Genomic DNA, 13,326 nt, shown 5'->3' on the forward strand with positions numbered 1-13,326 from the left:
ATTAATATGAAAGACATTAATTGGTTAGTAACTTCAGGTCAAGCAAAAATTACTGAAACAAAAATTACTTATATCCCAACTAAAGCAAAAGATCCTGAAGGAAATGAATATTATCAAACTTCTGTTATAAATAGCGATGTAGATTTTGAAAATGGTTCTATCGAATTTAATATAAAAGTTAAAGAAATTAAAGCTTTGTGTCAAATAGTACTAGAAACAGAAGAATATGGCAATTTAAATATCGGAATGAATGCTAGTGGTTCATTATTTGGAATTACAAAGTATGATTACAAAACAAAAAGATGGGAATGGCAAAATGGATCTGGATTTCCTGAAAATTTGGAATTAGACAAAGAATATAAATTAAAAATAATTGTTACTGGCTCCTTATTAACACTATATGTAAATAATATAAAAATCGCCGAATCCAATCAATATATTAAAAAAGCACAGCTAAAATTTTTCATAACATCAAGTAATGAAGTTGAAATTACAGATTTTAAAGTTACAATGAAAAAACCCAAAGCATTTATAGTAATGCAGTTTTCCGATGAATTTAATAAATTATATAATGAGGTTATAAAACCAATTTGTGAGGAATATGGCTTAGAATGCGAAAGAGCAGACGAATTTTATACTTCTACACCAATAATTGCCGATATTGTAAATTCTTTAATTAAATGTTCTATCATAATAGCTGAAATAACTCCAGATAATCCAAATGTATATTATGAATTAGGTTATGCACATGCAATTAATAAACCTACAATTTTATTATGTGATAAAAACAAACGATCTAAATTACCATTCGATGTTTCAGGTTTTAGAACACTGTTTTACGAGGATTCCATAATGGGGAAAAGTAGTATTGAAAGTAGCTTAAGAAAATATTTAGAGATCATATCTTATTAAAAAAGAGAAGCCAAAAACTTCTCTTTTTATTTTATCCAAATTTCTTCTTTCTCAGCCAGAAGAACAAACCTCCCAAAATACCGATAATGACTAAAGGAAGCAGCAAATTAAACCATTGCCAGTTGTTTTTCTCTTCCGTAATTCTCTGTCGGTCAAGAAGCCTTTCTTCGATGTTTCGGTTTCTGAGATCCATAAGATTGCTGTCGTCCAGAAGATAATCTAATGCATTTCTCAGGAACTGCTCGTTTCCAAACTGTTCGTTAGTAAGCAAATCTACGCCTAAAGGAAGCGGTTCTCCTTTCAGAACTTTATTTCTTCCTACGTCTCCGTCGGCGATCACAATCATTTTATTTTCAGGGCTCGAACTTTTGAAATTCGGGTAGGATTTTCTTTCGATTCTGGAAGCATATGCAGAATTGAATTTTCCTTCCAGAGACACCGCATAAATCTTCGGTGTGCTTGGTTTTTCCATTTGTCCGAGACTGTCGACACTGGAAATTTCTTTCAGATCCACATAATTCGGAACCTGCTTCAATAAAGTTCTTTCACTGGATTCAAAAAGAACGTTCGTTTTGATATTTTTTCTTCCGCCCAATGTATCAATCGAAGTCGGGAACTCAAACTTTACAGGATTGATATTTTTAGTAATCGGATTGTTGCTTTCTGCAATTCCCAAAGGAAAATACGGCCACGGAAGACTGGTGTACTGCGGATTTCCACTCACTTCCCCTGTTACCAATCTCAACAGCGCAAATTTCTTCACATCTTTTACCAAAGCCGGATTGATCCTGATTCCATAATTGAAGAAAAAGTCCGTCATATTGATGTCTACAGGAAAAGGCATCACTTTTTGAGACCTCATCAACGTATCCATTTCCGCATTTACGGCATCAATCATCCACAGCGTTTTTCCGCCGTTCATGATGTATTGGTCAAGAATTACTTTTTCACGGTCTGTGAAAGCTTTTCTTGGTTTTGCGATCACCAAAGCGTTCATTTGTTTTAAGGTCGGAATATCTGCAATGGTAAGTTCGGTCTGATTTTTAGGAATAATAGGACCTGCATCATAACTTTCCGTTGCCAGTTGCATAAATCCCTGAAATTCTCTTGGATTCAGCTCATCCTGATTCACCAGAATCCCGATTTTCTTTCTTTTATGCGCCGCAATATTTTTAATGTTTGAAACCAGATTGTATTCTAAATTTTCAATGGATTTCGTAAGCTGCTGATCAGCATCAATTCCTGTCTGCTGAACGACCAAAGGAATAGAAACTCCCCTTTTGTCGTATTTCACAACCGCATAAGGAAAGAGCATGATCTGAGAAACTTTGCCGTCTTTGATGTCCGGAAGCATGGAAGGTTGCATTCCCATCGCCATCAGAGTATCTTTAGACATTTTGGTTTTGATAGGATCAATGAATTTAAAATCAATCTTCGGATTAATTTTTCTGAACTCTTCCAGCATAAATTTCGTTTCGCTCTGAAGCTGTTTGAAACTTGCAGGAAAGTCTCCTTCCAGATAAACATCGACTACCAAAGGTTTATTTACCGATTCAAGAACCTTAACAGTATTATCGGAAAGTGTATATCTTTTTTCTTTGGTTAAATCCAATCTTATTCCTGAAATGACAAGAATAATAACCAATGGCAACACTACGAAAAGTAAAATTCCTAACGGAGATTTGAACTGTATCTTCTTCATCATTCTACTTCTTTTTATTAATGAAATGATTGGACAAAACTAATGTAACACCGATAATTAAAGCAAAATAAGCCACATCCTTAAAATCAATAAGCCCTCTTGTAAAGCCTAAGAAATGTTGGTAAAAGCCTACATTCTGTAAAATAAAATCTGCGCCTCCCAACAATTTGTAACTTGCCAGTTGCTCGATCCCGAAATACATGATGAAACACATGAAAACGCCCAACAGATAAGCCATAATCTGGTTTTGGGAAAGCGAAGACGCCAAAATTCCCACTCCGGAAAATGCTGCAATTAAAATAATTAAGCCGATGTAGCTTCCGAACGTCATTCCCAGATCTACATTTCCGGCAGGAACGCCCAAAACATAAACCGTGTAAAGGTAAATTAACGATGGAATCAGGCATAAAATTCCTACGATCCAAACCGAAAGAAACTTACCGAAAACCAGATCTGAAACTTTCAGCGGTTGGGAAAACAGCCAGTTTAAGGTTCCGGTCTGCTGCTCTTCCGCAAAAGTTTTCATGGAAAGTGCGGGAATAATAAACATCAGTAACCAAGGAACCAGAACGAAATAACTTTGCAGTGAAGCCATTCCGATCTCAAAAATGTTGGAGTCGTTGTCGAAAAAAAACAGAAACAGCGTCGCGATCAGACTGAAAGCCGCGATGATTACCCACGCGCTCCAGTTTCCGAAGTAGCTCCAAAGTTCTTTTTTTAAAATTGCAATCATAGTTTTATTTAGGGTTTAGGTAATAGGTGTCAGGAATTAGGTGTTGGAAAATCCACAACTTACCATTCACAATTCACCATTATCTCACTTTTTCTTATTCTTATTTACCAGCTTCACCGTCATCATGATTAAAAATACCAGAACGAAAAATCCTGCGATTAATTGCCACCAATATTCAATAACCTGAGCTTTTAAAATCACGGTGAAAACGACAAGGAACAAAATGAAAGTAGCGATTTCATTTGCCTGTCTCAGTTTTATATTGGCGGTTTCAAGTGTACTTCCGTTGAGTTCCTTCAGTTTTAAAACTTTTTTCCAGCACCAGTAATGATAGACCGCCAAACCGATCAGGAAGGTAAGTTTTAAATGAAACCATGGTGTTTTCATCAATCCGGAATTCAGGAAAATCATTGTCAGTCCGCAAACCGTCATGATTACTCCGGCAGGAACGGTGATAATGTTCCAGAGCCTTCGGGCCATAAACGTATATTGTTCTCTGAGGATTTTCTTCTTTTCTTCCGCAAATTCATCGGTATCTTTATAGTACACAAAAATTCTTACGAGATAAAAAATTCCCGCAAAATAGCTTACCATGAAGATAATATGAAGCGCTTTTATTATGGTGTAAAGCATGTATTAATTCTATTTTTTAACAGCAACAATCTTACTAAATGTATCCAGTTTCTTTAAATATTCGAAAAAATTATCTTTTGCATTATTAATCCTAACCCGATGTGATAAAACAATTAAAATATAAATGATAACCATGGCGGTAGTCCATAAATAATATGCTTGTAGAAAAAATGCAATCGCAAATCCCAAGAAAATCACGATTTCAAATATGCTTCCAAAAATGGAAAAAACATCTGAATATACGGTCAATTCGATACTTTCCGGTTTATTCTCTTTTCCAACAAATCTCCCTTTAAAGTAAGGAGACATTTTATCCTGAAAAAACTTAACATCAAAACTATTGTCAGACACCTTTCCCGCGAAACGCTTGTTCCAATCAAAGAATTTCTTATATAAATTTTTATCTATATCATCTAAAATTTCCGCTTTTGGTTTTGAAAATTCAATTATATACTTGGATTTAAAAAACATTTCATTAAAAATAATGCGCAAAGATAAGTTTTTATATAATTTTTAAAAATAAATTCTTTTTGATTCGGAAATATAATTTTATAAAAGATGCTTCGACAGGCTCAGCATGACAATCCTAATACTAACAGCTTTTATTTACAGTCATTTCGTAGCGTTGTCGCACTGAACTTGTGGAAGCATTACATTAATAGTATTAATTAAGAAATTACTCCCAATTCTTTTCCAACTTTTTCAAAAGCAGCAATTGCTTTATCCAGATGTTCTCTCGTATGTGCCGCTGAAAGCTGAACTCTGATTCTCGCTTTTCCTTTCGGAACCACCGGATAGAAAAATCCGATGACATAAATTCCTTCGTCCATTAACTTTTCAGCCATTTTCTGAGCCAAAGGCGCATCATAAAGCATTACAGGAACAATGGCAGCATCACCATCCGGAATATCGAAACCTTTAGATTTCATTTCCGCTCTGAAATATTCTGCATTTTCCATTACTTTATCGCGAAGAGAAGTATCTTCAGAAATCATGTCCAAAACCTTCAAAGCTGCTCCCACGATTCCCGGAGCCAATGAATTTGAAAACAAATATGGTCTTGAACGCTGTCTCAGCATATCAATGATCTCTTTTTTACCTGAAGTAAATCCGCCTAAAGCACCGCCTAAAGCTTTTCCAAGCGTAGAAGTAATAATGTCCACTCTACCCATCACTTCGTTGGCTTCGTGCGTTCCGCGACCTGTTTTCCCGATGAAACCTGTTGCATGGGAATCGTCCACCATAACCAAAGCATCGTATTTGTCGGCAAGATCACAAACTCCTTTCAGATCTGCAACAATTCCGTCCATTGAGAAAACGCCGTCTGTAACGATGATTTTAAAACGGTGATTTTTTTCGGAAGCTGCAATTAACTGAGCTTCCAGATCTTCCATATTGTTATTTTTGTAACGGTATCTCGCTGCTTTACACAAACGAACACCATCAATAATGGAAGCGTGATTCAGTTCATCAGAAATAATTGCATCTTCTTCTGTAAATAAAGGTTCGAAAACTCCACCGTTCGCATCAAAACAGGCAGCATACAAAATGGTATCTTCAAGACCTAAAAAGTCTGCAATTTTCTGCTCCAGTTGTTTATGGATATCCTGAGTTCCGCAGATAAAACGAACCGAAGACATTCCGTAACCGTGAGATTCTATCATTTCCTGTGAAGCTTTCATCACTTCAGGATGATTGGATAATCCCAGATAATTGTTGGCACAGAAGTTCAGCAGCTTTTTCCCGTTCGCTTCTATTTCCGCACTTTGCTGAGAAGTGATGATTCTTTCTCTTTTGTAAAGTCCGTCGTTTTCAATATTCTGAAGTTCGTTCTGTAAATTTTCAAGATACTTTTTAGAGATCATTTCTAATAATTTTTAGGATGCGCTAATTTAATAAAATCGCGGTAAAGTAACAGGATTTCTCTTTTTTATTCCCAATGTCTGCAGAAAATCATACTACTTTAACTATTAGTCTATAATTTTAGTAGACTAATTGCTATATTTGCAGAATAAAATCAGAAAATGCGACTATCACCAGTACAAAAATTGAAAATATATCATCAGAGGATTTTATCAAAACCTATCTAAAGCCTGCAAAGCCAGTAGTCTTAAAGGATTTTGCGGCTCCGGAAAGTCCTGCTTTTAAAAATTGGAATTATGACTATTTTAAAGAAATTGCCGGAGAACATAAAGTGAATATCTATGGAAGTGAAATTGAATCTCTGGACAGAATCGCCAGTAAACCAATCGGACAAAGCACTTTTTCAGAATATCTGGATCTTATAACTTCCTCTCCTACCGAACATCGTCTTTTTTTATTCAATTTATTAAACATTAAACCTGAATTAAAAAATGATATTATTTACAACGATGTTACAAAAGGAAAAATTATAAAATGGCTTCCTTTTATGTTTTTCGGAGGTGAAGGTTCGGTTACAAGAAATCATGTGGATATTGATATGTCCCATGTTTTCATAACTCAGTTTCAGGGTATTAAACGAATCTGGCTTTTTCCATGGGAACAGTCTGATTTACTGTATAAACTGCCTTATAACTTTCATTCCATCACCAATATTAAAGAGCCAGATTTCAAAGAATTTCCGGGACTGAAATACATAAACGGTTATGAAGCTGTTATAAAACCTGGTGAAACGCTTTATATTCCTTCCGGATGGTGGCATTACATTCAGTATGAAACGGAAGGATATTCTGTTTCTGTAAGAGCTCTGCCTTCAAGCTGGCTGGAAAAATGGCGGGTTTTTAAAAACTTAGTGCTGATCCGGAATTTTGATAATGCGATGCGTAATTTATTCAAAGAAAAGTGGTTCGATTTTAAAGTTAGAAAGGCCATAAGAAAAGCCAATCGCGCGATTAAAAAACAAAAAAACTTTCAGATTTAGTGAATTATTAACCTTAAATATATTACTATGGAACTACTTTATTTGATATTTTCCTCAGAAAGATCTTTATATACCTATTTACCCCATTTCATTTAACCATTTTTAAACAAAAAACCTTCAGAAATTCTGAAGGTTTTGACTTTATGCTGTAAAAAATTATTTCTTTAAAAACTTCACATTCTTATCGTTAATTTTAAAAATATACGTTCCCGGAACCAACTCTGAAATGTTGATTGATTTCTCCGGCTGATAAATTCCCTGTCTCACTAATTTACCGTCTGTGAAATAAATCGTAAAATCTGTAGGTTTTGTAATCCCTTTTAAGTTCAGTTCATTTTTAGCAGGATTCGGATATAAAGCAAATTCTTCTTTAATTAAATCTGCTGTTCCCAATGTGTTATCCTGAGTTACCGTAGAATTTCTGTCCAGAATCTGATATTCATAGTTAAATTCCACACTTGCTACAGGAAAACTCACAGTCTGTGTAAAATACTGGTTGTTGGACGTATTGTTTAAAGCAAAATAAGCAACCTGTCCTCCTGTTCCGTTTACTTTGATCGGTAAAGGCATTTCGAAGAAACTTACCGTTGAACTGCTCTGGGTTTGAGATGCTCTGAAAGTAACGGTATTTCCTACCTGCTTCCAACGGATGTCATACGTAGGATACCCCTGTCCGTAAATCCAGTCGTTGAAGAATTCTGTAAAATCCTTTCCGGTAGACGTTAATAAAGACGCATTCAGATCCTGAGTTCTTACATAGTTATAAGCCAAATTCGGTCTGGAATGGTAATCCTGAATTGCCTGATAAAATACGGCATCTCCCAAAATCCATTTCAACATTCTCAGTACATAAGCTCCTTTTGAATAAGACAGTCTGCTGCTGAAAATAGTTCCTACACTGGTAAGATTGGCATCAGCAACATATACACTTCCTGTTGGCGAACCTGTAACAAAGTTTTTCTGAGTCAGCAGATAATTTAAAAAGTCTGTATTTGTCATCAGCAATTTTTCATTCGCCACATGTTCTCCAAAAGTGGCAAAACCTTCATTCAGCCAGATGTCATTCCACGCTCCGCAGGTTACTTTGTCGCCAAACCACTGGTGAGCCAACTCATGGGCAATGAGACCTCTGCTCCATCCCGCCATCGATGACATGGTCTGATGTTCCATTCCTCCCCCCGCCTGAAATTCCATATGCCCGTATTTTTCATTTCGGAAAGGATAAGGCCCGAAGTACGTTTCAAAAGTATTCATCACGGTTTTTGTCCAGTCGATGTTACTCATACTTGTCGTATTGGTAGAAGTTGCCGGAAATATATAATTAATGAACGGAAAAGGAGGATTTCCCATCGTATCCGTAAGTTTCACAAAGTTGGTGATCGAAAGTGCAATTAAATATGCTGCAGTAGGATACTGCGTTCTCCAGAACGTCAGTTTCTGACCATTCCCTAAAATGGTTTCAGACATTGGCTTTCCGTTGGAAGCAACGCTATATTGTGAAGGGGTGGTTACTTTTATATCTACTCTTTCAATTTTATCATTCAGACTTTGCTTGGTTGGAAACCAGTCCTGCGCTCCATAAGGTTCATTTAAAGTAGATAAAACCGCAGTTCCGCCCTGTGTTCCGTTAAAAAAAGCGTTGTTGGTTGATGAAGGCGCTCCTGAATACGTAACTGTTAAAGAATCCAGAACATTCGCCGCAAGAGCAGACTGAAAGTTAATTTTCAGTTCTTTGGTAGACAACTGTTGAAAAGTAAGCGGCGTTCCGTGATACTGCACTCCCGAAACCGTCATCTGATTATCCAGATCAAAATAAATAGAGCTTACACTCTGATTCGGTTTAAAATGAGAAGTGACGGAACCCGAAACATTATACACCGCCGGATTAATGGTAAGATCCAGCCTTTGGTATTGAAGATCGTAATTCAGTGTATTAGGATTCACATTTCCTACAGCCATTTTGTGAGCGAAAGATTTCATCTCCTTTTCCACCATCGCTTTTCTTTCGATATTCTCGTTTTGTGCGCTTAATTGCTGAAAAGCCAGAACACTCAAAACTAAAAAGTAAAACTTTTTCATATTCAATTTAAAATAACATATCAAAGATATAAAAAAACCTTTCAATCATTGATTAAAAGGTTTTGATATTCATTAAATTTTAACAATTTATAAATCTAAAGCTGGTTCGAGAATTTTTTCCATTCTTTTCTTTACCATATCTACAGAGCCTGCATAATTGTTAACCATTAAAGAGAAAACCAATGTTTTTCCGGTATTTGTTTTCATATATCCGGCTAACGTTTTTACTTTGTTCAGCGTTCCTGTTTTTGCAAAAACCTGACCGTTTCCAAGACCGTTGAACATTCTTTTTAATGTTCCGGACTGTCCTCCGATCGGCAATGAATTCAGATACGTTTTGTAATATTTTTCATTCATTAAAGAAGTCAGGAATTTTGCCTGAGCAATCGGCGTTACGTTATTGCTTCTTGAAAGCCCGCTTCCGTCGATATAATTTAATCCAAGCATATCAAATCCTCCGTTTTTAAGATGCTCTGTTACTACTTTTCTTCCGGATTCTGTAGTCTGATCTCCAAGACTCTGAAAACCTACGGTTTTTAACAACGCTTCAGCCAGACCGTTATCGCTGTGCTGATTGGTATAATAAATAATGTCTGCTAAAGTTGGAGATTTGTATACTGAAACGAGCTTTCTAGCTTCAGGATTGGCATCCGTCATTTTTGGAGTCACCTTTCCTGTTACAGAAATTCCACTTTTTACAAGAGTAGTTCTGAAAGAGTTGGCAAGAAAAGCAGGTGCATCGGGTAATTTTGTCGTTAAAATTCCGTCGCCTTCATATTTATCTGCATACACCATCTGATTGTTGTACGGAGAAACGTAGAAAAACTTTTTATCGGTTGAAAAATTGTTTCCTTTCTTTACGATCAGTTTTTCATTGGCAGGATTGATCTCTTTGGTTGTTCCCACCGGCAAATAGTAATTGTTGTTTTCCAACCACACAACATTTTCCGGAAGCTTCGAAATATTGCCTTTGAAAAGCGCTGTCTGGATAATAATATCTCCATTTACCTTTTTGATTCCCTCACGAGAAAGTCCTTCTTTGAAATCTGTAATAATGTCTCTGTAAGCCCAAGCTCCGCCTTTATTGGTTCCTAAAGAAGGATCTCCGCTTCCGACGATGTAAAGATTTCCGTTTAACACTCCGTTTTCATCCACTGTTCCTGAATATTCGAGCTGAGTATTCCAACGATAACTTTCGCCTAGCATGTTCATTGCTGTTTCGGTAGTTAATAATTTCGTTGTGGAGGCTGGAACCAAAGGAGTATTTTCGTTATACGAAGAGATTACTTTCTTCGTTTTCGGGTCGTACACTACGAATCCCCAAGTTGCATTTTTCAGCACAGGATCGGTCATCATAGTGTTTACATTAATGTCTACAAGTTCTTTCGGCGACAAAATAGTTTTTTCCACCATGGAAGTGATGGGAGAAGGTAAGTTTAAACTGCTCTTCTGATTGTCGTAAGCCGGAGAATACAGAACTGTAGAAACGGTAGACTGTGCAAGAAAAAATCCTGAAGCCAGCACCGCAACACCTGAAATATACTTTCTGAAATTTACCATCTATTTTACTTTTGTTATAGTTTGGATGGTTTAAAAATCAACGGGTTAAATTGAAATAGAAAACACCAAACATATAATCAACGATCAAATGTAGAAAATATTGTTGTATGGCAGTTCAGTAGACTATTATAAAAAGAGTATAAAGTTTGTTAAAAATTGTTAAAAATCTACAAAAACGTCTTTTCTGATGCTGTGATACGCAGTAATTTCATCGAATTCTTTCAGACTTGCTAAAACCCTTTTTTTATACTCTTCATACTTTTTCCCTTTGGGAAGTTTCAGCATGATCTGGAACTGATAGAGATTGTTAAGTCGCGCAATCTGAGCTTTTTCCGGACCCAGAACACAATCTTCGGGAAGATATTTTCTAAGGATTGATCCTAAAAACTGGGAAGCACGATTGGCTTTATCCTCTCTCCTGTGTTTCAGCTCAATCATAATAAGCTTTGTAAAAGGCGGATAATGGAATTTCTGGCGTTCCGTTAAAATATATTTGTAGATTTTCGCCGGACTATTCATTTTAATTAACTGAAAAACAGAATGATCCGGATTAAAAGTCTGTATTAAAACTTTTCCTTTTCCGGAAACTCTTCCCGCTCTTCCGGAAACCTGAGTAATGAGTTGATAAGCTCTTTCTTCTGCTCTGAAATCCTGAACATATAATAAGGAATCCGCTTTCGGAATCGCAACCAACTCGATGTGATCAAAATCCAGGCCTTTTGAGATCATCTGTGTCCCGACAACAATGTCTGTCTCTCGGTCTTCAATTTTTTCGTACAGTTTTTCATAGGCAAATTTCTTTCTCATGGAATCTACATCCATTCTGTCCACTTCCTGATCGGGAAATAATTTAGAAACTTCTTCATGGATCTGCTCTACTCCTACTCCTCTTTCATTCAGGTTTTCGGAATGACATTTTGGGCAAACTTTGGGTTTTGAGGCTCTCTGTCCGCAGTAATGACATTTCATTTCATTGGCAGCTTTATGATACGTCATCACCACATCGCAATTGGAACAATAGTTTACGTAACCGCAGGTTTCGCATTCCACAACATTGGCGTAACCACGGCGGTTATGAAGAACGATTGCCTGATTTTTTTCTTCGATAACATTTTTAATCTCGTCAATAAGCTGTAAAGAAAAATTTCCGGATACTTTTTTGGATTCCTGAGCTTCTTTGAAATTAATCAGTTCATATTCAGGAAGATTGACATTTCCAAAGCGTTCTTCCAGAAAAACATATTTCATTTTATCTTTTCTGGCGTTGTAATAGCTTTCTACGGAAGGTGTTGCAGAGCCTAAAATGACTTTTGCTCCATAAAAATTTCCAAAAACCAGTGCCGCATCTTTTGCATTGAAATAAGGAGAAACTTCTCTCGGACGATACGCAGAATCATGTTCTTCATCCACAATAACCAACCCGACATTCTGAAAAGGTAAAAACAAAGAATTTCGTGTTCCTATTAAAACTTTAATATCATTCTGCCTGATTCTTCTCCAGACTTCAACCCGTTCAAAATCTGTAAGTTTCTGATGGTAAAATCCCAATTGTCGACCGTATTTTTTTTCCAGTCTTTGGGTGATCTGTTTGGTTAAAGAAATTTCGGGAAGTAAAAACAGTACATTTTTTCCTTCGCTGATGCATTCTTCAATCTTTTCTAAATAAATATGGGTTTTTCCGGAAGAAGTTACTCCGTGAAGCAGGACATTTTTCCCTTCTTCAAAGGCTTCATCCACTTCATTTTTCGCTTCTTTCTGGGCTTCCGAAAGTTCTTCGATCTGTTCTATTTCACCTTCATAGCTTTCGATGCGGTCTTTCTGCATATAATATTCTTCGACCAGATTTTTATCTGCCAAAGCCTTAAAATGCGAGCTTCCGAAATATCCGTCTTCAAAAAGTTCTGATTTTTTGATGGGCAAATCAGGATTTTCGGTCTGCTTTTCTAAAATATGGAGGAAAAGATCTTTCTGCTTTTGCGCTCTTTTTAAGGATAAAAGTATTTCTGTAAGATTTTGACGCTGTAAAACCTCATCATTGATTTTTACGTAGGCAACTTCTTTCGCTCTGTATTTTTCGGCAATTTTCTCGTCGATTTCAATGTACTGCAAATCGATTAACGAATTGACGGTTTTAATGATATCTTTTTTAGGAATAAAAGCTTCGATGTCAGTTAGATTAATCAACTGCCGTACTTCCAAAGCCTGAATAAGATACATTTCGTTGACATCGAGGTTCTCAAAATCAACTTTTACATTGGGTTTTAGCTTTAAATATGTTTCACTTTCGAGTTTGAGGGACGAAGGAAATGCAAAACGGTAAATTTCTCCCAAACCGCACAAGTAATAGTCGGAAAGCCAGTTCCAGAATTTAATCTGCTCCTGCGGAACAATCGGCTGATCGTCGAGAAGACTGATAACTTCTTTTGCTACAAATGTTTCCGGCGCATTGTTGTGAAGTTCAAAAACAATTCCCGTATAGATTTTTTTGCCGCCAAAAGGAACCAAAACCCTCATTCCTGTCAGAATTCCGGTTTGCAGCTCTTCAGGAACTTTATAGGTGAAAGATCCTTTTAGGTTTAACGGTAAAACAATCTGGGCGTAATTCAAGGGAAAAATTTAAAGTGTAAAATTAATTTTTTCTTTTGTGAACTGCAATTTTTTTGGTGGTGTGTTTTTATGGGATACTTTTTAAGTAGATCATTCAGGAAAAATCTTTGATTGATATGCTTTTTTAAACGCAATGACCGTTAAGATTTTCTTTAAATGATTATGTATATTTTTTCGTTCGCTAAGGCGTTTCACTTA

General features: G+C 36.3%; 10 protein-coding genes. 2 read left to right on the plus strand and 8 right to left on the minus strand.

Going from position 1 to position 13,326, the window contains the following annotated elements; all coding sequences use genetic code 11:
• Positions 1 to 6: 6 nt before the first annotated feature.
• On the plus strand, positions 7 to 912 hold the full coding sequence (locus AC52CF_RS13715; RefSeq protein WP_214589191.1) for a TIR domain-containing protein: 906 nt from the start codon (positions 7 to 9) through the stop codon (positions 910 to 912).
• A gap of 31 nt (positions 913 to 943) precedes the next feature.
• Here the strand turns inward: AC52CF_RS13715 and gldG are convergent, their stop codons facing one another.
• The 5 genes from gldG to kbl all read right to left on the minus strand — a co-directional run bounded on the left by gldG (position 944) and on the right by kbl (position 5,845).
• Positions 944 to 2,614: a gliding motility-associated ABC transporter substrate-binding protein GldG gene (gldG, locus tag AC52CF_RS13720; RefSeq protein WP_214591204.1), complete on the minus strand. Its 1,671-nt coding sequence runs from the start codon at positions 2,612 to 2,614 to the stop codon at positions 944 to 946.
• Between the two features lie 4 nt (positions 2,615 to 2,618).
• Entirely contained in the window at positions 2,619 to 3,347 is a 729-nt protein-coding gene (locus AC52CF_RS13725) for an ABC transporter permease (protein WP_087711056.1), read from the minus strand.
• A gap of 84 nt (positions 3,348 to 3,431) precedes the next feature.
• Entirely contained in the window at positions 3,432 to 3,980 is a 549-nt protein-coding gene (locus AC52CF_RS13730) for a CopD family protein (protein WP_496517271.1), read from the minus strand.
• Positions 3,981 to 3,989: 9 nt separating this feature from the next.
• Complete coding sequence (locus AC52CF_RS13735) at positions 3,990 to 4,472, minus strand: hypothetical protein (protein ID WP_123956658.1); 483 nt, start codon at positions 4,470 to 4,472, stop codon at positions 3,990 to 3,992.
• A gap of 176 nt (positions 4,473 to 4,648) precedes the next feature.
• On the minus strand, positions 4,649 to 5,845 hold the full coding sequence (kbl, locus tag AC52CF_RS13740; RefSeq protein WP_059136536.1) for a glycine C-acetyltransferase: 1,197 nt from the start codon (positions 5,843 to 5,845) through the stop codon (positions 4,649 to 4,651).
• Between the two features lie 209 nt (positions 5,846 to 6,054).
• Between kbl and AC52CF_RS13745 the strand changes: the two genes are divergently transcribed.
• Positions 6,055 to 6,882 (plus strand): cupin-like domain-containing protein, encoded by an 828-nt coding sequence (locus tag AC52CF_RS13745; RefSeq protein ID WP_496518221.1) that lies wholly within the window; start codon positions 6,055 to 6,057, stop codon positions 6,880 to 6,882.
• Positions 6,883 to 7,038: 156 nt separating this feature from the next.
• Here AC52CF_RS13745 and AC52CF_RS13750 read toward each other — a convergent pair whose 3' ends face one another.
• From AC52CF_RS13750 to priA, 3 genes are all read right to left on the minus strand, one after another.
• A complete protein-coding gene (locus AC52CF_RS13750; RefSeq protein WP_214589186.1) occupies positions 7,039 to 8,961 on the minus strand; it encodes a M1 family metallopeptidase in 1,923 nt (640 codons plus the stop codon).
• 87 nt (positions 8,962 to 9,048) lie between these two features.
• On the minus strand, positions 9,049 to 10,521 hold the full coding sequence (gene dacB / locus AC52CF_RS13755) for a D-alanyl-D-alanine carboxypeptidase/D-alanyl-D-alanine endopeptidase (protein WP_214589185.1): 1,473 nt from the start codon (positions 10,519 to 10,521) through the stop codon (positions 9,049 to 9,051).
• A gap of 159 nt (positions 10,522 to 10,680) precedes the next feature.
• Positions 10,681 to 13,128 (minus strand): replication restart helicase PriA, encoded by a 2,448-nt coding sequence (gene priA, locus AC52CF_RS13760; RefSeq protein ID WP_214589184.1) that lies wholly within the window; start codon positions 13,126 to 13,128, stop codon positions 10,681 to 10,683.
• Positions 13,129 to 13,326: the final 198 nt, after the last annotated feature.

Source organism: Chryseobacterium sp. 2P (genome assembly GCF_059579425.1).